At 43.0% G+C, this 26088-nt stretch carries 25 protein-coding genes and 1 riboswitch; of the genes, 16 read left to right on the top strand and 9 right to left on the bottom strand.

Annotated features, from left to right (window positions below):
• Positions 1-221: 221 nt before the first annotated feature.
• The 11 genes from EKM80_RS07330 (at position 222) to EKM80_RS07380 (ending at position 10831) form a co-directional block, all read left to right on the top strand.
• On the top strand, positions 222-761 hold the full coding sequence (locus EKM80_RS07330; RefSeq protein ID WP_125552492.1) for a DNA-3-methyladenine glycosylase I: 540 nt from the start codon (positions 222-224) through the stop codon (positions 759-761).
• 132 nt (positions 762-893) lie between these two features.
• Positions 894-1328: a MarR family winged helix-turn-helix transcriptional regulator gene (locus EKM80_RS07335; protein WP_125552469.1), complete on the top strand. Its 435-nt coding sequence runs from the start codon at positions 894-896 to the stop codon at positions 1326-1328.
• Positions 1329-1357: 29 nt separating this feature from the next.
• The gene (locus EKM80_RS07340; protein WP_125552493.1) at positions 1358-2740 is read left to right on the top strand and encodes an MDR family MFS transporter; all 1383 of its coding nucleotides are present in this window, start codon (positions 1358-1360) and stop codon (positions 2738-2740) included.
• A gap of 266 nt (positions 2741-3006) precedes the next feature.
• Positions 3007-4197, top strand: coding sequence for an ABC transporter substrate-binding protein (locus EKM80_RS07345; RefSeq protein WP_125552470.1), 1191 nt, complete (start codon positions 3007-3009; stop codon positions 4195-4197).
• Between the two features lie 170 nt (positions 4198-4367).
• Positions 4368-5246, top strand: coding sequence for a branched-chain amino acid ABC transporter permease (locus EKM80_RS07350; RefSeq protein WP_125552471.1), 879 nt, complete (start codon positions 4368-4370; stop codon positions 5244-5246).
• A 9-nt stretch (positions 5247-5255) separates the two neighbouring features.
• Entirely contained in the window at positions 5256-6209 is a 954-nt protein-coding gene (locus tag EKM80_RS07355) for a branched-chain amino acid ABC transporter permease (RefSeq protein WP_164509517.1), read from the top strand.
• Between the two features lie 2 nt (positions 6210-6211).
• Complete coding sequence (locus EKM80_RS07360; protein ID WP_125552473.1) at positions 6212-6988, top strand: ABC transporter ATP-binding protein; 777 nt, start codon at positions 6212-6214, stop codon at positions 6986-6988.
• Entirely contained in the window at positions 6988-7698 is a 711-nt protein-coding gene (locus tag EKM80_RS07365) for an ABC transporter ATP-binding protein (RefSeq protein WP_125552474.1), read from the top strand. Before EKM80_RS07360 ends, EKM80_RS07365 begins: the two co-directional genes overlap by 1 nt.
• A gap of 5 nt (positions 7699-7703) precedes the next feature.
• Positions 7704-8327: a CBS and ACT domain-containing protein gene (locus EKM80_RS07370; RefSeq protein ID WP_125552475.1), complete on the top strand. Its 624-nt coding sequence runs from the start codon at positions 7704-7706 to the stop codon at positions 8325-8327.
• A gap of 330 nt (positions 8328-8657) precedes the next feature.
• Positions 8658-9536 carry a ribonuclease H family protein gene (locus EKM80_RS07375; protein WP_125552476.1) on the top strand — a complete coding sequence of 293 codons (879 nt, stop codon included), beginning with the start codon at positions 8658-8660 and terminating at the stop codon, positions 9534-9536.
• A gap of 245 nt (positions 9537-9781) precedes the next feature.
• Positions 9782-10831 (top strand): LCP family protein, encoded by a 1050-nt coding sequence (locus tag EKM80_RS07380; RefSeq protein ID WP_125552477.1) that lies wholly within the window; start codon positions 9782-9784, stop codon positions 10829-10831.
• A gap of 83 nt (positions 10832-10914) precedes the next feature.
• On the opposite strand, the gene tpx is transcribed toward EKM80_RS07380, so the two are convergent.
• The 6 genes from tpx to EKM80_RS07410 form a co-directional block, all read right to left on the bottom strand.
• Positions 10915-11406, bottom strand: coding sequence for a thiol peroxidase (gene tpx / locus EKM80_RS07385; RefSeq protein WP_125552478.1), 492 nt, complete (start codon positions 11404-11406; stop codon positions 10915-10917).
• A gap of 94 nt (positions 11407-11500) precedes the next feature.
• The gene (locus EKM80_RS07390) at positions 11501-12082 is read right to left on the bottom strand and encodes a hypothetical protein (RefSeq protein ID WP_125552479.1); all 582 of its coding nucleotides are present in this window, start codon (positions 12080-12082) and stop codon (positions 11501-11503) included.
• A 78-nt stretch (positions 12083-12160) separates the two neighbouring features.
• A complete protein-coding gene (locus EKM80_RS07395) occupies positions 12161-12802 on the bottom strand; it encodes a TetR/AcrR family transcriptional regulator (RefSeq protein WP_225418835.1) in 642 nt (213 codons plus the stop codon).
• Between the two features lie 136 nt (positions 12803-12938).
• Positions 12939-13535, bottom strand: a complete 597-nt coding sequence (locus EKM80_RS07400; protein WP_125552480.1) for a TetR/AcrR family transcriptional regulator — start codon at positions 13533-13535, stop codon at positions 12939-12941.
• A gap of 202 nt (positions 13536-13737) precedes the next feature.
• Positions 13738-14883, bottom strand: a complete 1146-nt coding sequence (locus EKM80_RS07405) for an AI-2E family transporter (protein WP_125552481.1) — start codon at positions 14881-14883, stop codon at positions 13738-13740.
• Positions 14884-14956: 73 nt separating this feature from the next.
• Positions 14957-16141, bottom strand: a complete 1185-nt coding sequence (locus EKM80_RS07410; protein ID WP_125552482.1) for an amidohydrolase — start codon at positions 16139-16141, stop codon at positions 14957-14959.
• Positions 16142-16396: 255 nt separating this feature from the next.
• On the opposite strand from EKM80_RS07410, the gene EKM80_RS07415 reads away from it, so the two are divergent.
• The 3 genes from EKM80_RS07415 (at position 16397) to EKM80_RS07425 (ending at position 20360) form a co-directional block, all read left to right on the top strand.
• A complete protein-coding gene (locus EKM80_RS07415; RefSeq protein WP_125552483.1) occupies positions 16397-17017 on the top strand; it encodes a hydrolase in 621 nt (206 codons plus the stop codon).
• Positions 17018-17383: 366 nt separating this feature from the next.
• Positions 17384-18730 carry a uracil-xanthine permease family protein gene (locus EKM80_RS07420; RefSeq protein WP_125552484.1) on the top strand — a complete coding sequence of 449 codons (1347 nt, stop codon included), beginning with the start codon at positions 17384-17386 and terminating at the stop codon, positions 18728-18730.
• 235 nt (positions 18731-18965) lie between these two features.
• Positions 18966-20360, top strand: coding sequence for an MFS transporter (locus EKM80_RS07425; RefSeq protein ID WP_125552485.1), 1395 nt, complete (start codon positions 18966-18968; stop codon positions 20358-20360).
• Between the two features lie 43 nt (positions 20361-20403).
• On the opposite strand, the gene EKM80_RS07430 is transcribed toward EKM80_RS07425, so the two are convergent.
• From EKM80_RS07430 to EKM80_RS07440, 3 genes are all read right to left on the bottom strand, one after another.
• Entirely contained in the window at positions 20404-21012 is a 609-nt protein-coding gene (locus EKM80_RS07430) for a DUF190 domain-containing protein (protein WP_125552486.1), read from the bottom strand.
• A gap of 147 nt (positions 21013-21159) precedes the next feature.
• The gene (locus EKM80_RS07435; protein WP_125552487.1) at positions 21160-21522 is read right to left on the bottom strand and encodes a fluoride efflux transporter FluC; all 363 of its coding nucleotides are present in this window, start codon (positions 21520-21522) and stop codon (positions 21160-21162) included.
• A complete protein-coding gene (locus tag EKM80_RS07440; RefSeq protein ID WP_125552488.1) occupies positions 21519-21914 on the bottom strand; it encodes a fluoride efflux transporter FluC in 396 nt (131 codons plus the stop codon). Before EKM80_RS07440 ends, EKM80_RS07435 begins: the two co-directional genes overlap by 4 nt.
• A gap of 371 nt (positions 21915-22285) precedes the next feature.
• On the opposite strand from EKM80_RS07440, the gene EKM80_RS07445 reads away from it, so the two are divergent.
• Both EKM80_RS07445 and EKM80_RS07450 read left to right on the top strand, forming a co-directional pair.
• Complete coding sequence (locus EKM80_RS07445) at positions 22286-23473, top strand: MFS transporter (protein ID WP_125552489.1); 1188 nt, start codon at positions 22286-22288, stop codon at positions 23471-23473.
• Positions 23474-23515: 42 nt separating this feature from the next.
• A riboswitch (Fluoride riboswitch) is annotated at positions 23516-23578 on the top strand.
• 81 nt (positions 23579-23659) lie between these two features.
• A complete protein-coding gene (locus EKM80_RS07450; protein WP_125552490.1) occupies positions 23660-26008 on the top strand; it encodes an HAD-IC family P-type ATPase in 2349 nt (782 codons plus the stop codon).
• Positions 26009-26088 lie beyond the last annotated feature (80 nt).

Genomic DNA, 26088 nt, shown 5'->3' on the forward strand with positions numbered 1-26088 from the left:
ATCAGCGTTGCGCTAAGTTAGTTAGGCAATTAGGGTAACGAATCGTATCGTGCTAGGTGAAACTAGCGAACGGCGCTGATCGCGGGATCAGGTTATCACGAAAGCTATAGTGATTGCGCTAAATCACTGAAAATTGGTCTCGGAAGTTGTCTTCCGCTAGTATCGATCCGCAGGCTGCATCAAGGCCTGCGGTTTTTTTGTGTTTTAAGGAGGCGATAATGATGCAAAAAAACGATCAAAATGATTGGACGGGTAACGGCGTGACTGAATATTCGGCCTATTTTGGGACACCGACGCATGATGATCATATTTTATTTGAATTGCTAACGGTTGGTGTATTTCAAGTTGGCCTAAGCTGGCAGGCAGCGGCCAGTAAGTTGCCGCTTTATCGGCGTGATTTTGCTGGTATGGTCATTACTAAGGTAGCTGCCTTTAGTGAAATCGATGTGGAGCGAATCGCTGCAGATCCAGCAATGATTCGTAATCCACGTAAAATTCAGGCGACTATCACCAATGCTCAAGCAATTATTATGGTGCAAAAGGAGTTCGGCAGCTTTGCCAATTATCTCTGGCAGTTTGTTGAGCAAGTGCCACTATTGATCACTTACGTGACGCCAGATGAAGTTGAAACGCGCTCAAGTTTAGCCAGTAAAGTTGCCCACGATATGAAACATCGCGGGTTTAAATTTGTTGGACCAGTAGTAACTCATATGTTTATGAAAGCTGCTGGACTGATTCAAGATGAGATTCTGGATCAATAAGTAGCCTGGCTGAACTGTAGCAAAATTTCTTATCCTGAAATAAGGAATTATAATTTGAAATCAGTAGTTAAAACGTGTAGCATAGTTCGTATACGAAATGTTCGCATACGAACTATTGTGAGGAGAACTGATTTGAAAAACGAAACACAAGTTAAAGATTTGATTCTGTCGTTGCGTTCGCTGCGCAAAGAAACACGGCGTATTTTTTATTTTCAAGCAACTAAACAACAATTGACGGAGAACTGGGTGATTGCCTTAGGCGCATTAAATACCAAAAATTCCAGCTCACTTGAAGACCTTGCGCACGCGTTACGACTTGGCAGCAGTACCACGTCGGGGATCGTTGACCGAATGGTAGCTGAAGCGCTAGTGACGAAGGAACGTGACCCGTTGAATAAGCGTAAGATCAATATTAGTCCAACCGAAAAAGGGATGCAGAAATACAAGGCGACTTATGCCGATTTTTGGGCAAAGTTGGCCCCAGTTAACGAGCTGGATACTGATAAGTTAGCAGCACTTTTGACCACGCAGACAGCATTATTGAAAAAGTTAGAAGGTATCGATTAGTGAGCACGACAAAGAGCAACCAGCGGATAATGCTAGTTTTGGTTATGGGGACGTTTTTGGCATTTTTAAATCAGACCTTGATGAATGTCGCTTTACCGAGTATTATGCGTTCCTTTAATATTTCCGCTGCTCAAGGGCAGTGGCTATCCAATGGGTATATGCTGGTCAATGGGATCATGGTGCCGCTAACGGCCTATTTGATTCAACGGTTCACGACGCGGCAACTTTATCTGGCAGCAATGAGTGTTTTTGCGCTAGGGACGATCATTGCGGGGCTGGCACCTAGTTATCTGATTTTGATCAGTGGCCGGATGATCCAGGCTGCTGGTGCGGGGGTAATTGCACCACTCATGAATGTTTCAATCATGAACATGTATGCGGCAAATAAACGTGGTACCGCAATGGGCTGGGTTGGTTTAGCCTTGAACTTTGCCCCAGCGTTAGGACCAACGATTTCTGGATATTTGGTTGTCCAATACAATTGGCGGTCACTATTTTATCTGGTTGCGCCGCTGATTATTTTAGACATTATTTTTGCAGCATTCATGTTGCGCAATTTAGGTGAAAGTAAAAAGCTAAAGCTAAATTGGAGTGGTGTTGTTCTATCGAGTCTTGGTCTGGGCGCATTATTGTTAGGCTTTAGTAATGCTGGTGGGGCACCTATTTTATCAAAAAGCGTGTTAGGCTTCAGTGTAATTGGACTGATCATTGTCGTGATCTTCGTCTACCAACAAACACATATTAGTAACAAGTTACTGAACTTTAATGTTTTTAAAAGTCATAATTTCATTATTGCTGTCGTCGTTAATGTGTTTTTGATGATGGCGTTGTACGGTGGGATGTTGCTGCTACCATTGTATATTCAAAATATCATGCATTACAGTGCTATTTATTCTGGTTTGGCAATGTTACCTGGGGCGATAATCATTGCCGTTATGTCGCCAATCAGTGGGCGCATGTACGATCAATGGGGCGCAAAATACCTTGCCTTCAGTGGGACGCTAGTTTTATTGTTGGGAACATTGATGTTAAGCCGTGTAACCTTGCATTCTAGTTTTGCCTATATCACGACTGCACAGGCTGTACGGCAGTTAGGACTGTCAGTGGTGACGATGCCGATTCAGACTGAGGCGTTCAATTCGTTACCGCAGGCGATCATCCCCGACGGTTCAGCGATGTACACCACGATTCGCCAGATTGCGGGTTCGTTTGGGACAGCTTTATTGATCGGAATTATGAGTGTTTTAGAGAAAAATAATATCGCGCAATTGGTGACGCAGCATAGTCGCAAGGTAGCCACACAGTTAGGCTCGTTGCAGGCGATCAAAACAACCTATCTAATTGCAGCAGTTTGCGTATTGATCAGTTGTTTACTCACATTAAGTTTCAAAAAGCGCGCAGAACTAGATTAAGCTAAATAAATAAGTAAAGTGCAGAAAAAGTCTAACTTTTGCGCTTTACTTATTTTTTATGCCCTAAATCAACGTTCCAAATTATAAGTGTGAATTTGATTAGAAAATAAAATAATCAAAAAAACTTAAATGCTGATATATAGGGACTTACTATCAACTTTTTGTGAATATTATGAGAATTCACGTTGACGAGTACGTGAATTTATGTTAGTTTATTAAAAACAAATTAGAATTCTAATTTATTAATACATAGGAGATGGAGACATATGAAAGGTAAAAAATTTTTCGCCATGCTGGGCGCCGTCGCAGCAACTGGCTTATTATTAGCTGGGTGTAGTGGCAGCGGGAGTGCTGCAGGCGGCGGCAACAAACAATCAGGTAATACGATCAAAATTGGTGGTAACTTTGAGCTTTCTGGTAGCGCGGCTGCATATGGGCAAGCAATGCAACGTGGGACTAAATTAGCCATCAAGCAAATCAATAAAGACGGTGGGGTCAAGGTCGGTAACAAGAAGCTGAAACTAGAGTTAGTTCAAAAAGACAATAAGAGCGATAACTCACAAGTTGCTTCCGTTGCCTCTAACTTAACAACCCAAAGTAAAGTTGTTGCTACTGTCGGCCCAATCACATCTGGTGCCGATTTGGCTGCTTTACCTAACCAGACTAAAGCCAAGGTACCATTTATCACACCTGGTGGGACGCAAGATGCTTTAACAGTACAAAAGAATGGTAAGGTGCAGCCTTATATTTTCCGGTCTTGTTTTGAAGACAGTTATCAAGGTAAGGCTTTAGCTAAATACGTTTATAACAATATGAAGTTGAAGAAAGTTGCTATTTTAGCTGATAAGTCGACTGATTATGGTCAAGGATTAACGAAAGCCTTCAAGAAAGAGTTCAAGGGGCAAGTTGTTCAAACTGAATATTATCAGGCTGGCGATAAAGATTTCCAAGCTTTATTAACAAAAATGAAGGGCAAGAACTTTGATGCCATCTTCGTTCCTGGTTACTATTCTGAAGCAGGCTTGATCGTTAAGCAGGCACGGCAAATGGGTATTACGCAACCAATTTTAGGTGCTGATGGTTTCGCTGATCCAAAATTAGTTAAAATTGCCGGCAAAGAAAATGCGACTAACATTTATTACACGACCCATTTTGATGCTAAGGCCAACAATAACGCTAAGGCAGCAGCTTACATGGCCTTGTACAAGAAGACTTACCACGAACAAGCTGGGACCTTTGATGCTTTAGCTTATGATGCAACTTACATGATCAAACAAGCAATTGAAGATCAAAAATCAGCTGATTCCACTAAAATCGCTACTGGTTTAGCTAACTTGAAGAACTTCAAGGGTGTTACTGGTACGATCACCATGGACAAGAAACATAACCCGCAAAAGCAAGTTATCATTTCTAAGGTTGAAGAGGGTAAAGAAGTTAGCGCTACGGCAGTTAAATAATAGCATCACTATTTTAATCGTAGTGTTCAAGAATCGCTGAAACTCATTGCTGAAAAGCATGATTTTCAGCGTTTCTTAGCTTAATGGATAATTAGTAATCTAATTACGGGTAAATTAATCACAAGCTCATAATTATAATCGTTTTTAAAATTATTAAGGGGGACTTGCCTGTGCAGACAGTCTTACAACAACTGGTGAATGGTTTATCATTAGGTAGTATTTACGCTTTGCTAGCGCTGGGCTACACCATGGTTTACGGCATCATCAAGTTGATCAACTTCGCTCATGGCGATATTTATATGTTAGGTGCGTTCTGGGGCTACTACGTCATTCATCAGTGGCATTTTAGCTTCTGGCCCGCCTTATTGTCAGCAATGGTCTTTTGTGCTTTAGCTGGGGTGATCATCGAGTATTTAGCTTATCGACCGCTACGCAATTCACCACGAATTGCCGCGTTGATCACGGCAATCGGTGTTTCGTTCCTGTTGGAAAATGGGATGTCGTACTTGTTCAGTTCTAACGTACGTAGTTTTCCACAAGTCATGGATGTTAAAAGCTATAATTTGTTTGGCATTAAAGTATCCAATATTCAAGTTTTGATTTTAGTCGTTTCCATTGTATTAATGATCTTATTGCAATTAATTATTCGCCGCACAAAAATGGGTAAGGCAATGCGGGCTGTCAGTGTTGATCCTGATGCAGCACAATTGATCGGTATCAATATTGATCGGACCATTTCCTTTACCTTTGCGTTAGGCTCTGCCTTAGCCGGCGCTGCTGGTGTCATGATTGGGTTATATTACAACTCAATTGATCCATTAATGGGAATGACGCCTGGGATCAAAGCCTTTGTTGCCGCTGTATTAGGTGGGATCGGCTTGATTCCAGGGGCCGCATTAGGTGGCTTCGTCATCGGTATTTTGGAAACAGCCACGCAGGCGTTAGGTTTTTCCGCCTTCAAGGATGCGGTGGTTTATGTTGTTTTGATCATTATCTTATTGGTTCGCCCTGCCGGTATCTTAGGTAAGAATATCAAAGAGAAAGTGTAGGTGGCAGCGATGAAAAAGAATTTAAAATACAATGCCATTTGGCTTGCCATAGCGGTTGTCGGCTATGTCTTGATCTACGCTTTAGAAATGGTTGGTGTGATCGATCAGTTTGGTGAAACAACCTTAGTTTTAATCGGCATCAATATTATCTTAGCGACTAGTTTGAACTTAGTCATTGGTTTTGCCGGCCAATTTTCATTGGGTCACGCGGGCTTTATGGCGTTAGGCGCTTATAGTTCTGCGTTAGTAACGCAGGCCATTCCAACGGTTGGTGGCTTTTTAATTGGTTTATTAGTTGGTATTATCGTTTCTGGGATTGTTGCCTTAGTCGTTGGGATCCCAACTTTACGGTTAAACGGTGACTATTTAGCCATTGCAACGATGGGTGCGGCTGAGATCATTCGGATTATTTTAAATAATTTGAAAATCACTAACGGACCTGCTGGGTTGTACAATATCCCCATGTTAGCAAATTGGGGCACGGTTTATGTATTAGTGGTTATTACAACCTTGATCATCGTTAACTTTGTTCATAGCCGTAATGGTCGTGCCGTTATGTCTGTGCGTGAAGATGAAATTGCCGCTGAATCAATCGGTATCAATACCACTAAATACAAGATCATCGCCTTTGTCTTAGGTGCCGCAATTGCCAGTATTGGTGGTGCGTTACACGCAAACTATATTCAGACGATCAATCCAACTGATTTCGGGATCATGGAGTCGATCAATATTTTGATCATCGTCGTTTTAGGTGGGATCGGTAGTATTACTGGGACTTTTGTGGCCGCCTTTGTTCTGGGCTTGCTGGACATGGTTTTGCAAAACTTTGGGACGTTACGGATGGTGTTATATTCCTTAGCACTGATCTTGATCATGGTGTTCAAACCATCTGGCCTGTTAGGTACATGGGAATTCTCCGTTCGCCGGTTATTTACCCATAAAAAAGCGAAGGGGGATGCGTAGTCATGGCCTTACTTGATGTTAAAAATTTGACCAAAAACTTTGGTGGCTTGGCTGCCGTTTCCGATGTCACCATGCATTTAGACAATAATGAATTAGTTGCCTTGATTGGACCAAATGGTGCTGGTAAAACGACGCTGTTCAACTTGTTGACTGGCGTGATCATTCCCTCTGAGGGGACAGTTAGTTTGCAGACTGACAATGGTCTGCAAGTGTTGAACAAACAAAAACCGTACAAAATTGCGGCAGCCGGAATGGCACGTACCTTCCAGAATATCCGTTTGTTCAAGGATCTGACTGTGGAAGAAAATGTTTTGATCGCTATGACCGATAAAAACAAGGAAGGGTTCATAGAAAGTGTCTTCCGTTTACCGGGTTTTTATAAGAAAGAAGCAGCCTTACACGAGCAAGTGGTTGAACTGCTAAGTATTTTTAAAATGGAAAACCAATTGGATACGTTAGCGCGTAACTTACCTTATGGGGCGCAGCGGCGTTTGGAAATTGTCCGCGCCTTAGCCACCAAACCAAAAATTTTATTTCTCGATGAACCAGCAGCAGGGATGAATCCAGAAGAAACAGCTGATTTGACACGGTTGATCCAGCAAATTCAGTCTGAATTTCATATTACTGTTTTATTGATCGAACACGACATGTCTTTAGTGATGAACTTAGCAGAACGAATCTATGTTTTAGAATACGGTAAATTGATTGCAGAAGGTACGCCGAAAGAGATCCAAGGTAACCAGCGCGTGATCAACGCATACTTAGGAGGTGGCGAGTAATGGCCTTATTGAAAGTGACTGACTTGTCCGTCAATTACGGTGTGATCCAAGCGGTAAAAAAAGTTAATTTTGAAGTTAATACAGGTGAGATCGTCACGTTGATCGGCGCAAATGGTGCTGGTAAAACGACTATTCTAAAGACGATTTCTGGCTTGTTACGACCATCTGGTGGTACGATTACCTACGAAGACCAAGAAATACAAAAATATAAGTCGCAGAAAATTGTTGCTGCAGGTATTTCACAAGTACCAGAAGGACGCCATATTTTTCCTGGGTTAACCGTGGTTGAAAACTTGCAAATGGGTGCTTTTTTGCGTAAAGATCGTGATGGTATTAAAACTGATTTTGATATGGTTTTCGATCGTTTTCCTGTTTTGAAGGAACGGCGCAATCAGGATGCGGCCACGTTATCTGGTGGCGAGCAACAGATGTTAGCCATGGGGCGTGCGCTAATGGCCAAACCAAAATTGATTTTGTTAGACGAGCCATCAATGGGCTTGGCCCCAATTTTTATCAACGAAATTTTCGATATTATTCGTGTTATTCAGCAGCAAGGTACTACCGTGTTATTGATCGAACAAAATGCTGCCAAGGCTTTAGCGATTGCGGATCGCGGCTATGTGTTGCAAACAGGCAACATTTTGATGAGTGGTACGGGGAAAGAATTACTCGCCAACAATGACGTACAGAAAGCTTACTTAGGGGGTTAGGAAGTATGAGTGTAGCAGATTACATGACGAAAAAACTGATCACTGTGCGGCCAGAAACGCGGATCAACGATGCTGTCGACTTGATGAAGGAAAATGACATTCATCGCTTGCCAGTATTGGACGGCGGTCAATTAGTCGGTTTAGTGACGGAAGGTATCATTCAAGCCGCTTTACCATCAAAAGCCACTAGTTTATCAGTGTATGAAGTTAATTATTTACTGAATAAAACCACGGTCGCTGACGTGATGGAAAAGGATGTACGGACTATACCGGCTGCTGCCGTTTTGGAAGATGCAATTTACCAAATGCGTCATTACAAAATTGGGGTACTGCCAGTTGTTGATAATGGCCAGTTAGTTGGGATCATTACCAATAACGATATTTTCGATGCTTTCCTAAATATTGCGGGCTACGATCAAGGCGGCACCACCGTCACGATTAAAGTGACCCAAAACGTGGCTGGCTTCCTAGCCAAGGTCAGCGATGCACTAGCTGAGCATAACTACAATATTTTAACGTTGATGGTCACTGATCGTGCGGATATTCGGTTGATTGAATTGCACGTTGCTACCACAGACGAAGTTGGCGTTAAAGCTGCGTTGACTGGGGCTGGCTTCGAACTGCTTTAAAAGCCTGAAAAAGTAATCGAATAGTTGCTTTAGACGCTACTCCTTTGTAGATAGGCAGACCAATCATTACGGTCTGTTTGTTTAGAAAGGAGTTTTTGTCTGGCGTGTGAGTTGGTATTGCCGAATGATAAGCGCCTTTTTGGTGAGTGTAATTCGTCGGGGAACGTTGGGTATCGGAAACACACAAACACAATGTTTTAAGTACTGTTGTGAAATATAAGTCACCAGAAATTAATTTTATTGCGTGCAAAATGATGATATTCTATAGATATAGGTCACGCAACTAGGTGGCTGATACTAGACGAAACTCACTAGATAAGGATGACTTAAATGGCAGCAAAAAAATATTACGCCATCGCCAAAGGTAGACAAACTGGCGTCTTTTATACAACTTGGACAGAAGCCAAGCGGTTTGTTGAAGGCTTCAAAGGTGCGCGTTACAAAGGCTTTACCGACAAAACAGCTGCTGAAGCGTGGTTGAAAGAAGGCGCGTCAACAGCTAAAGCAGCCAAGGCTGCACCGACAGAGAATCAGCCGTTGCCGGCAAATGCTATTCAGATCTACACTGACGGCGGTTCACGTAATACGGGTAACGTTCAAGGCGGCCACGTTAAAAGTGGCGACAGGGCTGCTTGGGCCTATTTAATCGAGTACCAAGGCCAACAAGTTAGTGATTCAGCTGGCGAGTTTGGTGCAACGAACAATAAAATGGAAATTACCGCGCTAGTCGAAGGCTTACGTAAAATTAAAGCGACCTGGGGCACTGCTTTGCCCATCGTGGTCATCGCGGATTCGCGCTACGTGCTAAATGCAATCACTAAAAATTGGTTAGCCGGCTGGCAGCGGCGTGGTTGGCAACGTAGCGGCAATCAACCGTTAGCCAACAAGGAATTATGGCAACAATTAGCCCAGCTTTTACGCGAGTTTAAGCATCTTGATTATCGCTGGACTAAGGGGCACGCTACTAACGCAGGTAATGTCTTTGTTGACGCAGCATTGAACCGCACGATGGATCAATTGACGCCGACACAGCTACATCCAGTCGCTGCTACAACGACAAAAAAGCCTGCAGCGGCAGTTAAAAAGCCCGTTGCACCAGTAACTGAAGTGACGGAGAAAAGTCACCGCGCGTCGGCTGAATCAATGAAAGCTATTCGAAAACAGCTCAATGAAATGGGCTATTTGCAAAAGCCTGGAAATGAGGATTAGATGCAGCGTTTAATTTCCGTATTGTTTTATGTAGTAGTGATCATAATAGTGGGTTACGTCATGCTGCAATATAGTGATTGGTTCTGGCTAGGTGCAGCTGGTTTGTTAATGTTGTTGAGTGTTGGCTTAGGCCGAATAATGCGCAAACGGTGAATTTTACACTAATTTAACCAAAACGCGTTTGAGTTTTCTGGACTAATTGTGGTAGGCTGTAATGAGTTATTCTGAAGAAAGACGGTAAATGCATGCAACGAAGTAAGCCGAAAAAGCATCATTGGATACGCTGGACCATCCTAACGCTACTGGCGATTATTTTAGTCAGCGGTGGTGTCTTTGTGTACCGCATTTATCACGTCACCGAAACGAGTTTTAATAAGATGTACGCGACTAATGGGCAAACACCCGCCAATGCCATCAAAAACGGACGCTCATTTTCCGTGCTGATCCTTGGTGTCGATACAGGCGCTGACGGTCGAATTGATAAAGGAAACTCAGATACGCTAATGGTGGCGACGGTCAATCCAAAAACGCATAAAACGGTATTGCACAGTATTCCGCGCGATACATTGACGGAAATGGTTGGCGATAAAAAGCGTAATATGCAAAAGCTGAATGCCGCTTATAATTTAGGCGGTTCTAAAATGGCTAAGGCGTCGATCAGTAAGCTGCTGGGTATTCCAATCGACTATTATTTAACCATGAACATGGGTGGCCTAGAAACCATGGTCGATGCTGTCGGCGGTGTTACCGTCACTAGTAATTTAACGTTTACGTTTAATAATATTACGATCCAAAAAGGCACGCACCATTTGAACGGCAAGGAAGCCTTGAGTTATGCCCGGATGCGTTATGACGATCCTAAGGGTGACTATGGGCGCCAATTACGGCAGCAAGCTGTGATTCGTGCTGTAGCTAAGAAATTGGCGTCAACGGATGGTTTAGCGCGCTATCAGAAATTAATGAAAGCACTAGAGCCTAACGTGCGGACGGATGTCCCATTTAGCCAACTCGTTCGTGGGGGCCTAAAATACCGCCACAACATGGACCATATTTCCTCTAAGCAATTACAAGGCACTGATGCTTGGATCAATGGCAGCTCTTATCAAATTGCCACAACGGCAGCCTTAAATAAAACGTCCAGTGAATTACGACAAGAATTGGCGTTGCCAGCGAAAAAGGTCAACAATGAAGAAACCAAGTTGAACGCATTAAATCCGACATTTGACGGAAAAAATAGCCAATTATATAACACCTTTGGCCTAGACACCGTTTACTATACGGAAAACACGTACTAAAATAGCCGCTTAGCATTATTGCATGGCGGTAACAAAAAACAGCTAGACTACCATTGCGGCGGTCTAGCTGTTTTTATAATGAGTTACAGTTTTGCCAAGAAATCAAGTGCAGCGCTGTAATCAGGTTCGTTAGTTTGTTCGCTGATCAATTCACGGTAAACAATTTTGCCGTTAGCATCAACGATGAAAATTGAACGGCTATTAATACCAGCTTCGGGAATGAAAACGCCCATTGCACGACCAAATGTTTCTTCGGCGTCAGAGAGCATTTCCATTTTCTTAACGCCTTCTGCAGCACACCAATCAGCTTGTTCGGCGTTAGTATTAGTGGAGACGGTTACGAAGCGAATGTTTGGCACCTTATCAGCATCGCCATTAAAGTGTTTGGTTTGGACACTGCAGACGCTAGTGTTGATATTAGGAATAACGCTAATCAAAGTTGTTTGACCAGTAAAGTCTGTTGCTGTCAGTGTTTTACCATCTTTATTAGTTAATTTAAAATCAGGTAATTGACTACCGACTTCAGGAGCTGTACCAACAGTTGTTAAGGGATCACCATGCATTGTAACGTTCAATTAACTCACCTCATCATTATATTTGATAGCCCTATCATAACACGAATTCTAATTGTACACAATTTATTACCGTAAAAAAATAAGCGTTCACCGCTTATTTTGTATATTCAATCGTATAGCTGCCATCACCATTGGGGCTGACGGTAAAATTACTGTAGCCTTCAGCCATCCAGGTTGAGGCGTTGGCACGTCCCCAGGCAACAGCTTCACTAGTTGAGGAGAAGGTTTTACCATCGCCACCAGCACTACTGTCAGCGCTACTGTCAGCGCTACTATCGGCTGAACTGCTATCAGTTGAGTTGCTATCGGTAGTAGTGTCACTGCTATCAGTAGTTGAGCTACTTGATTTAGCTTTATGGCTGGTTGCTTCGCTTGAACTAGCTACGGCACTGCTAGATTCGCTGGCAACCGCAGTCGTTGGTTCTGCAGCTTGGTTATCGTTGGCAATACTGGAAAATTCAGCGTAAACACCGAAAGCGACGATCAACACGACGATAATGATCAGGGACCAGCGATGACGCGTGATAAATGATTGGCGTGGTTGATCATGCACGGCACTAATTGGTTTTGTATTGTGCGGCGGTGGCGTTGTTTGCTTAGCGTTACTACGTTGGGCGCGGGTTTGCTTGGCGGCGTGCCGCGCCATCCGACTAGTTGGTTTATCGTCTTTACTCATTCAAAAAGCTCCTTTTATCAAAGCGGGTGTGTCTAAAATTGTACCATGCTGAGCAACAGGATGCAGTTTTGCGGCTAGTTATTTAGGATTATTTAACCAAGTCAGCGTTAGTTCTAGCAACTGATCCAGTGGTTGTACCACTGGGTCGACTAGGTGCATGTGAACAGCATGAGCGTATTGTAACACATCACTGTTGATCAATAAAATAGCTAATGGGACAGGAAGCGGCCGGAAAATAGCGTTCATTTGGCCTCGCTCAATTACGGCTTGTAATTCAGGAAAAATTAAGTTTTGTTCAGCTGCGGGTACTGATAATTGGTCCAACAATGGTGAATCGAGAAACTGTTGTAAGGTTGCCAGTTGGCGCGATTGGTCCTGCGTAAATTGATAAAGTGCCCGCATATAGATTTGTACTTGTTGCGCAGGAGTTGAGACTAAATTTAATTTTTCAGCCAAATATTGCTGTAGCTCAGCGCGTTGATGCTGGAAAACATGGCGCAGTAAATCTTCTTTATCGGTGAAATAAATATAAATCGTGGACGGATAGACTTTGGCAGTGGCGGCAATCTTAGCCATTGTAATGCCACTTAGGCCAACTTGTAGAATCAACTCAGTGGTACTATCGATGATCTGGTTATATTTTTTTTCGTCTTTTTTTCGCATAACTGAAGTATAAGGGAAGGGGCTGTTTTGGTCAAAACAGTTAATTGAATTTAACAACTCCTAAAAATGTTCTCCAAGTGGCGCTTGATTTCAGCGTTCAACGTGTCTTCGGTGAAAATAAGCAATAGCGGATAGCGCTGAACAAAAAAAGAACTTCTGCCAAGAATAGCAGCAAGTTCTGAATTTATCGTTATTACATTGTCATATCAACTTCGTTAGTTAAGCTTGCAACTTGGCTGGTTGCGTTAAATACCCGCGTGACGCGTGTGACCCAGAGATCAGCAGGTAATTCTTCCTTAAACATGATTTCTAGAACTAAAACCATTTGGTGGGCTAATACTTGCGCGGTCAGTGAATCAGTTAAGCGTTGGTCGATCAAGGCTGCCTGAATACCCGCCTCATAAGTGGCCCACATCTGTAATAAACGATTGCTAAGCTCAGGATTGCGAATCACGTTGGCCATAAGTTCACGCGTGATCAGCATTAAATTGGTCGTGGTTTCATCGGTCGGCAAGGTTTCAGTGAATTGATGAAATGCTGGCCATAAGTTAGCAACGGATGTTTGTTGTTGAATTAGATGACGAACACCACTAAGCAACGTGGTTTCGTTGTTGAACATAATATCGTCTTTGCTTTTGAAATAAGTAAATAGCGTTTTTGGTGCGATACTGGCTTGCTTCGCGATTTCGGCAACCGTTACTTTATCAAAGCCTTTCTCGTCGAATAAGTGCATCGCGACAGCAACGATCTCCTGCCGCTTGAGCGCTTTTTTGCGTTCACGCAGTCCCATAAGTAATGCCTCCAATTAATTGTTATAACCCGTTCAATATATATTGAGAATATACGAGTTAATAGCTCCCAATAACGCGTGGTAGCGCATTTTGATAGTTAACACGTAATTACATTACCAAATTATACAGCATCAAAGAAATAGTTGGGTAAATTCTGTGTAGATTTAGCAAATTATAGGCAAATTCTCATTGACTTCCCATTCAGGACTCATCGTTAGACCTAGGATTGTACCAACTTGAATGTTTACGGTACCAATTGAATAGGCGGCTGATAATGATCTTCAAGACAGCATAACCGGGGATGCCTAAAATAACGCCGACTAAGCCAAATAATTTACCAGCAGTTAATAGCACGATTGCGATGGTGACTGGATGCATCGCCATATTGCTGCCCATCACCAGTGGCGAGATCACTTGAGTTTCCAACAGCCATTCAATGAAGAAGACAACGATAACAGCAAAGAACATTTGCAGCGAAGTTAGGCCACCGATGATCAAGGCTGGGATCATGGCCAAGGTGGAGCCAAGATAAGGAATTAAATTTAATGGGCCTGCTAGTAAGCCTAGAACTAGAGCAAAACGCAAGCCGATGATGCTATAGCCAACCATAAAAATAATGGAGACGAAAAAGGCTACCGTGATCTGGCCTTGAATATATTGGCCGACCTTAGTGCTGATTTCATTGAGTAGATCTAACAAGGTGGCACGGTAGCGTCTAGGCAATAATTTAGCCACATAATCTGGAAAATGACGGCCGTCTTTGAGCATGAAAAAAAGCAAAAATGGAGCAGTAGCAAGCGTGATCACAATATTACCAACGGCATTAATGATCGTGCCTAACTGGGAAAAAGTACCGTCGATCAAGTTGCCGTTTTTACCACCAAAGAATTTCGTGATATCATTACCAATCTCATTCATATCAATAAAGTCAGGCCAGTGCTGTTCATCGGCAATATTAGTGACGACTTTGGTCAGCTCACGCCAATATTGCGGTGCTGAGCTAGCAAAACTTTGTACCTGTTGTTGCACTGCAGGAATAAATTGGCGCATGCCTAAGCTGATGAGCAACACTAAGATGATAAATAAACCGGCAATCGTCAGCACACGTTTAACGTGCCAACGGCGTTCTAATAAATTGACCAGTGGCACCATTAAGTAATATAAAACGCCAGCAACAATAAAAGGCGGCGCAATCGTCGCTAAAAACTGACCTAGCGGATCAAGTAGCCAAGTTAATTTAGTGGCGATCCAGATCACCACTAAGCCTAATAAAATATTAAGTAGATAGATGGTTCCCTTATTATTGAGAAAAAGTCGTGCGAACCAAGTCGTCGGTTTGTTCGGCATAAGTAGCGCCTACTTTCTTAATATAATTGTAGCTCTAGCATAGCATTATTACTGTCATAACACAGCTAAAGTACTAATGCAGCAAGTAGTCTAGGGTTACCGTGCCAGCTGCTTTGGCGGCAATCAGGATGCTTTTTTCATTCAGCAGAAAGTTCGGGCTGTGATGAGGATGAGTAAGATGGTCAGTCGGCATACAACCAACATAGAAGAAACAGCTTGGCACCTGTTGTGCGTAATAGGCGAAATCCTCTGACGGATCTTGGGGGCCATAATCGGTAACCGCGCTGATTTCTGGAAGTGCAGCTTGGTTTAGCGCAGCGACAACTTGTTGTGTTAATTGGGGGTCGTTAACTAATACAGGATAATTGTCGTCGTAATCCAGTTGTGCAGTGACGCCGAACATGGCCTCAACGCCGTGAATAATTTGTTCAATTTGCGCACGAATTAATTTACGCGTGCTTTCCTGCATAACGCGAACGTCACCTTTGATCGTGACGCTTTCTTTAATGGCGTTGAAACTGCCAACACCATCGAAGGAGCCGATGGTCACACTGGCCGTTGCGAAAGGATCAATTCGACGTGCAACTACGGTTTGTAGCGCGGTAACAAAATAACTACCGGCGACAATGGCGTCATTGGCCAATTGCGGCATCGATGCATGACCGCCTTTACCGATGAATTTTACGGTAAAATTTGAGCGGCCAGTTTGACTCTCGCCTAAATGATAACCAATCGTGCCGGTAGCCATCGAGGTCATTACATGGGCACCAATCACGTTATCAACGCCATCAAGACAGCCAGCAGCAATCATACTTTTGGCACCACCAGGAGAAACTTCTTCAGCCGGCTGATGCAAAATACGAATCGAGCCACGCAATTGGTCCTTTAGTGCAATCAAATTTTTCGCCAGCACCAGTAAATAAGCGGTGTGGGCGTCATGACCGCAAGCATGCATAACGCCTGGGTTCTGTGATTTAAAAGGTAAATCGTTGTCTTCTTGTACTGCCAACGCATCAAAGTCGGCGCGCAATGCTAATTTAGGTCCCGGCCGACCGCTATCGATATCCACCACGATGCCATAACCAGTGCCGCAATCATGTACTTGGCAGTCTAAGTCTTGATAAAATTGTTTGATGTAAGCTGCAGTTTTTTGCTCATGAAATGATAATTCGGGATGCGCATGTAAATGTCGACGAATGGCGATCATTTCAGCTTCAGCGGCATCTAAACGGGCCATTAGTTCAGTTTGTAAATTCATTAGTTAGCTTCCTTTCACATTAGAACACTTTAAATATAGCATAGAAAAAGCTAAAATATTGAGTTCGGTGTTTGGTCCATTAGCTCCGAGCAAAGATAGTAGCGTCAAATGTGGCCCCAATGGTAATATAATGAAGCAAACGCTTTCGCAATAATTTTTTCAGCTGTAGGATTATATGATCACTGTAGTAAAACAATGGCTGTCGTAGAACAAATCTGGTTGTTGTATTTTAGAAATCATAAAGGAGTAAAGCTTATGACTAGTGAACAGCGCCGTGACCCACTTAAGGACGATTTATTGACCCCGGAAAATGCTGCCTTTTTACTCATTGACTATCAACCAATTCAAGTTAATTCAATCAATTCAATGAATCGCTCGCAAATGGTAAAAAATGTGAGCTATGCGATTAGGTTGATGCAAGCTTTCAAAATTCCTATTATTTTGTCCACAGTTAATGTTAAGACGCATAAAAATCCCGATACAATTCCACAGCTTAAAACATTGATGCCTGATGTTCCCAGCTATGATCGTACAACAATCAATGCTTGGGAGGATGAAGAATTTTATGCGGCGGTTAAAAAAACTGGGCGCAAGAAATTAATTATTGCTGCACTATGGACGGAAGCTTGTCTAACTTTCCCGGCAATGGATGCATTACGTGAAGGTTTTGATGTTTATCCAGTAGTCGATGCTGTCGGTGGCACAACTAAAACTGCACACGATGCTGCATTGCGACGGGTAGAAAATGCTGGGGCACAACCAACAAGTATTCCGCAACTAGCGTGTGAATTGCAACGCGATTGGAATCGCGCTAGCACAGTGGCTGATTTTTCTGATGTTTTAACAGATTTTGGGGCTTTTTTACATTTCTCGTAACAACTATCTATTTAAAATCAAAGTAAGCGTCACTGGCATTTTTGCTAGTGGCGCTTTTTCAGAAAATAAAAAATGTTTTTATTGATATCAATGGCTTTTAGCCAATACACGAACATTAAATGTAAATTCAGCCTTGAATATTCCTAATCGTAGCACTATACTATTTTCAACCTATTTGTTCGTCTATTGCCGGTAAATACGAACGTAAAATCATTTATCGACTTAAACTAGGGTAATAAACGAATGATTAGGCGAGTTGGATAGTGCTCTGAAATAGATTTTTGGTTAAATATCAGGAACATCAAAAGTTATTAGCGTTCCTTAGCTAATAACTTAACCTTATACTGTGGAATAGAGGAAAACATTGTGGCAAGCGAGAAAAATTTAATTATCGGACCTGATGAACCGCTGAAGAATCATACTGCAGCAGTGCTAGGGCTGCAGCACGTATTAGCAATGGATGTTTACGTGCCACCGTTTATCATTGCTGGGTTATTGGCAATGAGTATGGATGCTAAAATGGGTCTGATTCAAGCCACTTTTTTTGCTGCGGGGATTGGAACCATTTTGCAAACTAAGTTTTTTATGAAAATGCCTATGACACAGGGACCTTCGTTTGTACCAATTGGTGCCATTGCGGGTATTTATTTAGCTAATGGTGGTGGCCGCAACGGCTTAGCCACAGTGTTCGGCTCGTTGTTAGTGGGCGCTGTTTTAGTGATTCTATTTGGCCTAACTGGTTTCTTTCAGAAAATCATTCGTAAATTGGTGCCGTCATTAGTCGGTGGAACGATCATTACCGTAGTTGGTTTATCACTAATTCCTTCGGCTTTAAACGATAATATTTTTCATGCAAGTGGTAATTTAAATCAGAATGTTTTACTAGGTGTGTTGACTGCTGCCATTTTAGTTACCTGCGTTGCAATCAGTTTGCGGTTTCCGCGGTTGGAACGTATTTTTAAGGTGAGTTCGATCATCATTGCGTTGTTAGGTGGGTCAATTATTGCAGCCGCGATGGGGCGTTTCTCTTTTAAAACAGTGGCGGCTGCGCCATGGTTTAGTTTGCCGCATTTTGCGGTGACCAGTTACGGTTTTCATTTTTCATTATCGGCGATTTTGACTATGGTCATTATTTATGCAGTGTTGTTGACGGAAACATCAGGCACGTGGTTCGCCATGAGCGCTGTATTGCATCAACCGATGACAGATAAGCAATGGAATCGCGGTATTATTGGCGAAGGTATCAGTTGCTTGATTGCTGCCTTGGCTGGCGCAACACCAGTAACGGGGTACTCAACCAATGCCGGCGTTGTTTCGATTACCGGTGTTGCCAGTAAAAAAGCCTTTGTTGCCGCCGGCGTTTGGTTTATCGGTTTTAGTTTTATTGGTAAATTAGCGGCATTTCTAGCGGCAATTCCAGCTGCCGTTATCGGCGGGGTCTTCGCCATTATTTGTTCAACGATTATGTTGAGTGGTTTGCAAGTGATTCGCCAGCAAGAATTTGCTGAACGTGATCTTTATATTCTTGGAATTCCAATTATTATGACCTTGGCATTAATTTTAATTCCAAGTCAATTAACCAAGGAAGCACCGCAAATGATTCAATATTTACTTAGCTCACCAATTGCGGTCAGTGCGTTATTGGCTATTGTGCTGAATCAAATTTTACCGAAAAAAATGGTTGCTAAGACAGCAATGCCCGTTGAAGATTAATTAGCTTAGCGCTATACTACTTAGTATTGACTTGGGCCTCAAACGACTGCTTGTAGTATTTTGCAAGGAATGCTGTACTGACAAGATAGTCGTTGCAGGCAACACAACATAGGTATCTTTACGGATGCCCTTAATTAAATAAGTATTTGCTATAAGTTAGTGACGTCACACTTGAGTTGAGTGTGGCGTTTTTTTTCAAATACTTAGTTAAACTTACATTTGAAAGCAGGGATGAATGATGCAACAGCGTCTTTCCCGCGCGACAATTTTAAGTATTATCGCGACGGGATTATTGAGTTTTATGGGAACTTTGGTGGAAACATCGCTTAATGTAACCTTTGCGACTTTGACCAAGCAAATGAACGTTAACTTGGCAACGATTCAGTGGCTGACCACTGGCTATTTACTGTTAACGACTTTAACCATGATTGCGTCGGCCCATTTAATTAAACGTTATCCGGTTAAAACATTATTTTTAGTCGCAATTACTTGTTTTACGCTGGGTGATTTATTGAGTGCAGTAGCGCCTAGTTTCCCAATTATCCTATTAGGTCGTTTGATTCAGGCTTTTTCAACTGGCTTGTCGATTCCACTGATGTTCCACATTATTTTAACGTCAGTACCACCGCGGCGTTTAGCGACTTATAACGGTATGGCCGCAATGCTGATTGCGTTGGGCCCTGCGTTAGGCCCAACTTATGGCGGTTTACTGACCGCAGCATGGTCGTGGCGAATGATTTTTTGGTTACTACTGCCGCTGATCGTGATCATTTTCTTTATTGGTTTGTTTAATTTGGACTTACAGCCATTGGCGCGCCAAGATCGGTTTGATTTCTGGGGTTTTGGTATACTGGCATTGATTTTATTCTTAGTTGACTATACGTTTAACCGTGCGGCTAAGGTCGGCTTTCTCAGCTGGCATTTCTGGGGCTTATTACTGGTCAGCATTATATTGATGCTTGGTTTTTATATTTATAACCAGCATTCTAGCCGGCACTTGATCGACTTTTCGATTTTGAAAAATGGCATCGTCAGCTGGCATTTATTAGGCTATTTCTTATTGCAATTCATCAATATCGGTTTAGCATTTGTTATTCCACAAGTAGCACAATATATTCTTGGGCAAAATTCGTTTGTCGCTGGGATGATTTTATTGCCGGGGGCCTTACTCGGTGTGCTTGTCGCACCATTAGCTGGCCGCTGGATGGATCGCTTGCAGACGCCATTACCAATTGTGATCGGCCACGCTATTTTTCTAATTGGGGCCGCGTTGTTCGTTATTTATGATCACAACTTAACGGTGGGTCTGTTGATCGCCTTTTACTTTATTCTACGTTTAGGTTTCAACATGGCGTTTGGTAACACGATCAGTCACGCTAGCGTTCAAGTACAGCCTAAGCAAAAAGCCGACATCAACGCGACATTTAATATGACGCAGCAGTATGCTGGCTCATTGGGCACCAATATTTTTGCCGCGGTTATTGGTGTTTTCCAACTGAAACATATTGCTTTAAGTGTGAGTACTGCGCAAGGGGCTTTGGTCGATTACTGGTTGATCGCAGTGTTGGCGATCATCGGGTTGTTTGCTGCTTGGATCAGTTATCGCTTGACGATGGAAAAAACTAAATAATTAATGGCGTCCAGTGCTGGGCGCCATTTTTGCGGTTTATGGGTTAATATTGCATAACTGGCGTCCAAAATAGGGCGCCGTTTTTTGTTAGCGCGTCCAGCTGTGGCTGTAATTTTGCGCGTAAAGCTTGCGGCACAATTGCTTCAATGATCAGTGGCGCATTGTGATGGCCAACTTTGGCTTGCCAAACGACTTGATCACGACTATAACCTGCCATGGCCTGGCTAACCGTTGCCCATTCAACCTGTTGCTGTTGGAGTAAATGAAGTAATTTGTCAGCATCATCCATGCCGATAAAATGATGAGTGCGTTTGATGAAAATTTTTAGCAAATAGGCTGGGGCAGTGGCGGCGCTGTCGATGATGGTGAACTGACCTTGCTGATTCATTAACTGCTGGAGCGGTTGTTGCAACTGTTGTGCAGTTGGTGCCGCAACAATACTTTCTAAGGTTACTGTTGCGTTATCTGTGGTGGTACCATCAAATTCATCGTTGTGTAAGTCATCCTGTTGATCTAGACTTGCGTTACTTTTTCGGATGGTAAAGCCGACATTATAACGTTGTAGCAGTTGACTGAGGGCTTGGAGTAAGTTTTGTTTTTGTGCAGTACGATCGGCAGTACCACAAGTAATTCTAATTAGTTGTTCAGCCATTTTAGATTCCCCCTAAAAAAATAACACCTAGGTCCACAGAAAGAGACCTAGGTGTTATCAGCTGACGCGGTTTTAGCAAACACCATTGCTTTTATATTTTACGCCTTTATCCTACCACGTTTCCGCTGAAAAGGGTTAAAGTCTGTCTTAAAAAAGGTGGCCGATCGTTAAGCCGATCACGACACAAATAATACCGCCGATCAGGGAACAGCCTAGATAAAGTAACGCTAGCCGACCGTATTTTTCTTGTTGTAAAAGCAAGGCTTCATAGCTCATGGTGGAAAAGGTAGAAAAGCCGCCACAAGCGCCGGTACCTAGCAATAAGTAAGCATTAGCATCAGTACCGAAATGACTGGCTAAAATGCCCAGAATCAACGCGGCTAGTAGATTGATTACCAAGGTGGCAAACGGGAAGCGGCTGAGAGCGTAGCGTTTAATCAATTTTGTGACATCATAACGTAAAATTGCACCAACAGCAGCGCCACCGCCAACTAAGAAATAAGTTGTCATTTGCTCGCCTCCCGCTTAGTCAAATGAATTAGATCAAGGCGACTAGCACGTAAACCAAGATAAGCACCGATAACGCCGCCAATCAGGCTTAACAGTGCATAGCCTGTGGCCAACAAATAGGCATGGGCTTGGTATAATTGCATGATCTCTAATATGTAAGAAGAAAAAGTGGTAAAGGCACCCACAAAGCCAGTCCCGATACCCAGCGTTAACTGCGCCGGGAAACCGTCGATTTGAGCCAAAGTATTGGTCAAAAAAACCAATAAAAAACTACCAATCAAGTTGATCAAAAAAGTGGCCAGCGGTAAATGACCAAAAACAACGAATTGGTCAACACCATAGCGGGCCATACCGCCAAAAATGGCAAATAAGCCAATTAAAAGTTCATCCATGTTAACCCCTCCCGTAAAGTTACAAATTAATGTGAAAACTATAATGTAAGCACTAGTTTATCACTAAAATTTAATTTTGTGTAGCGGTACTTTAGCACGAAAAGCTAGATATTGCCCAAATATTTCATGAAAGTAGCGTCAAATCAGTAAGACTATTTTAATAGTGACCAACCTTGCGTTATACTAAAATATGTCGCAAAATTACTTTTACTGTTAGCGCCTAACTAAAGCTAGCGCGACTATAATGGAGGCTGCAACATGTTAAACAATCGTTTATTTCATTGGTTGATCATGCGTATTGAAAATCCTTTTTCGCTATAATTAGAATTTTGAAATTGTTGGTAAATTCTAATTGAAAAGAAGGGTTAATTTTGAATTCAGAAAAAGAATTATCAGGTAAAACTGTTTTATTAATGGCAATCGCCGCTGGGGTTATTGTGGCCAATCTAAATTATATTCAGCCGATCGAAGGCTTAATTGCGGCTAGTTTTCAAGTATCTAAGGCAACGGTTGGTGTAGTTGCAATGTTAACGCAGCTGGGTTATGCATTTGGTTTGTTACTGATCGTGCCCTTAGGGGATATTTTCAATCGCTATCACTTAATACAAGTTATGTCTGCCTTATCGATCATTGCCTTATTGGTTGCTTTTTGGGCGCCGACTGTAACGATTTTCGGTATCGCTTCGTTGTTAATTGGGATTACTTCGGTTGCACCGCAGATCATTATTCCCTATGCGGCTTCATTAGCACCAGCGTTGCATCAAGGGAAAGTGCTTGGTAATGTGTTAAGTGGGTTGCTGACTGGGATCTTGTTATCACGTTCAGTGAGTGGCTTGCTGGGTAGCGTGATGCGTTGGCAATATGTTTATCTCATTGCCGCGGCGGCTGGGATTATTTTATTATTGATTTTGCACCGCTATTTACCCCGTGATTTGCGGGCCCAGCAGGATCTACGTTATGGGCGGGTGTTGGGCTCATTACCGCGATTATTACGGCAGGAAAAATATTTACAAGGTGCCGCTATTAATGGCTTCTGCTTATTCGGCGTTTCCAATGTTTTATGGTCAACCTTGGCTTTTTACTTAGCTGATCAGTATCATTTCGGCAGTAATGTGGCTGGCTTGTTAGGCTTGCTAGGAATCACTGGGGTGTTGTTTGCTTCAGTTATTGGCCGCTTAGTTGACCGCTATTCACCACGGATAACGATTGGTTTGGGGATTACTTTTTCTGCCGTCGCTTTTCTGATTTTTGCTAGCTTAGGCCACTTTTTTATTGGCTTAATGGTGGGCATCGTTCTGCTGGATTTAGGAACACAATTTGGTCAGGTTTCGAATCAAGCCATTGTGCAGTCGTTAAATCGTGAAGCTAGCAGCCGGAATAATTCAATTTTTATGTTCAGCTATTTTCTTGGTGGGGCGCTAGGCACGTGGTTTAGCACCTTGGCGTGGAGTCACTTTGGCTGGACTGGCGTTTGTAGCGTAGCGGCACTCTTTTTGGTGATCGCGGTATTAGGTCACTTTATTTTACGCGAACCTAAGCAACTGCGGTCAATGCAATAAACTAATTTTATTTACACTTGCGAGCGTAAGTGGTATTTTAAATATGTAAACAGCGATGACGTTCGCAAACTATTACTTAGAGTAATTGATGACGTCTACTTAAGGAGAATTTCTCTTTAGGTAGGCGTCTTTTCTTTTTTATGGGTTTCAAATAAGTGCTGAAATTAGTTTAGGAGGTGTGATCCATTGAAGCAATCTAAAAGCAATCAGTCTGAAGCGGCTTATACTGGATCGGGGCTAAGTGATCGAGCTGCTCAGCAGTACCAAATACAGCACGGCTACAATGAAATTCCGACAACAAGCGAGCAACCGTTAGTTGGGGTTTTGAAGAGAATGTGGGGACCAACGCCGTGGTTATTGGAAGCAGCAATGATTTTTGAGCTATTGTTAGGCAAAGGCACGCAAGCTTTTTTCGTGTTCGCCTTACTATTATTTTCAGCCGTTGATGGTGAGATTCAAGAGCAACGCGCCAAAAAAGCTGTCGGCACGTTACAACGGCAACTAAACGTGACGGCCAGGCTATTACGAAATGGGCAATGGCAATTTCAAGCAGCTCGAGTTTTGGTGCCAGGCGACATTGTCCACGTTCGTGCAGGCGATATTGTGCCAGCTGACCTGGTAATCAGTAGTGGCGCGGTTGAGGTTGATGAAGCGGTACTAACCGGTGAAAGCAAAACTATTTTAAAAGAAAATGGCGGCACGCTTTATTCTGCAGCAACAGTTGTTCACGGCGAAGCGATAGGGCGCGTTACCCAAACCGGCGTTAATAGTGCTTATGGGAAAACCGCCAAATTATCACGGACCGAGACCGCACCTGGGCGTTTGCAGCAACTGTTGTTTAATATTGTGCGCTATTTGGCCTATGTGGATGTTGTTTTAGCCATTATGCTAGTTATTGCGGCTGTATTTCGTGGGACTGCTTGGCAAGACTTATTGCCCTTTCTAGTCATTTTATTTATTGCCACAATTCCGATTTCGATGCCGTCTAGCTTTACGGTTGCCAATTCACTTGAAGCTAAGCACTTAACCCAAGAAAAAGTGTTAGTCACTGGACTAACGGGTATTCAGGAAGCCGCAAATATGGCGGTTTTATTGATCGATAAAACTGGGACAATTACGGATAATCAGCCAGCAGTTGGTCAAATTAAAGCATTGCAGCATTTCTCAAAGCAACAAATTTTACGCTTTGCGCTAACCGCAACGGATGAAACGGCTGCCGATTCAGTTAGTGTAGCGGTGACTAACGCAGCGATGACTGAAAAAATAACGCCACTTCAGCGCACCGATTTTACTGCATTTGATCCTACAACTAAGACGGCCAAGGCCAGTTATTTAGAAAATGGTCAGCCGCAGCAGGTTATTTTAGGGTCACCGGATGTTGTTGCGGCAACGGCGACGGTTCCGGCCAACTTTCAGCAGGAACTCACTAGTCTGGCTCGTCATGGTGCGCGCGTTTTGGCAGTAGCTCTACAAACAACCGAATTACCAGAAATTGTTGGCTTGATCGAATTAGTTGATCAACCGCGGTCTGATGCAGTTGCGGCAATCAAAGCTATTCAAAGCCGTGGCGTAAGAATTATGCTATTAACAGGTGATACAGCGGTCACGGCACAAGCTGTCGCAACCCAAGTGGGCATTGGCTCACGGATTGGAACGCTGACAGACGCCCAAACGGACCCACTTGCTTTTGACGGCTTTGCGAATGTTTATCCGCAAGATAAATTAGCTATCGTCAAAAAATTACAAGCATTAGGCCTGGTCGTTGGTATGACTGGTGATGGCATTAACGATGCACCAGCATTACAGCGCGCCGATGTTGGTATCGCAGTTGCTAATGCTACGGATATCGCTAAGTCAGCGGCTAAAGTTGTTTTAACACGTGCAACCCTAGCCGATATCGTCAAAGTGATCGACAGCGGGCACCGTGTCTATCGGCGGATGATGACTTGGACGATTACCAAGTTGTCACGGACAGCACAGTTGGCTGCACTGCTGACCTTAGGATTTATCTTTGCTGGCTTTTTCCCAGTTTCATTAAATCTAATTGTTTTTATTGTGATCATGAATGATTGTGTGACCCTGACTTTAGGGACGGACCGTGCGTGGCCAACTCGGGTTCCAGAGCGCTGGAATCTAGGCCGACTAGCTAAAATTGCTGGTATTTTTGCGGTAGCGTGGGTCGTTATTGGCCTAGCCATGTTTTGGTATTATTTAGCCGTCGCGCAATTAAATGCAGGGGAAATTAGCACATTGATGTTTGTTTACTTGATTTACAGTGCGATGACGACAATCATCATGACGCGAACCCGTGATCATTTTTGGGAATATGCCCCGAGCAAATCAGTGGGTTGGGTGGTGCTACTTGATATTGTTTTGGCGACGATCATGGCCTTGACTGGTTTTGTAACCACTCAAGTTAGTTGGCCCTGGCTGTTAGCAGTGCTGGTCATCGTTGTGCTGGCAACCTTGATTTTAGATCGAATCAAAATGTGGTACTATCAAAAAACTGAAATTTTAGGAACTGAACAAAAATAGTCATAGCTGATAGATGCTTAAGTAAACAGGTACAAACAAAAAAATACCCGAATTGTCAACCCAAGTGCAACACTTACTAG

It is taken from the genome of Loigolactobacillus jiayinensis (assembly GCF_003946445.1).
In the GTDB taxonomy this organism is placed as follows: domain Bacteria; phylum Bacillota; class Bacilli; order Lactobacillales; family Lactobacillaceae; genus Loigolactobacillus; species Loigolactobacillus jiayinensis.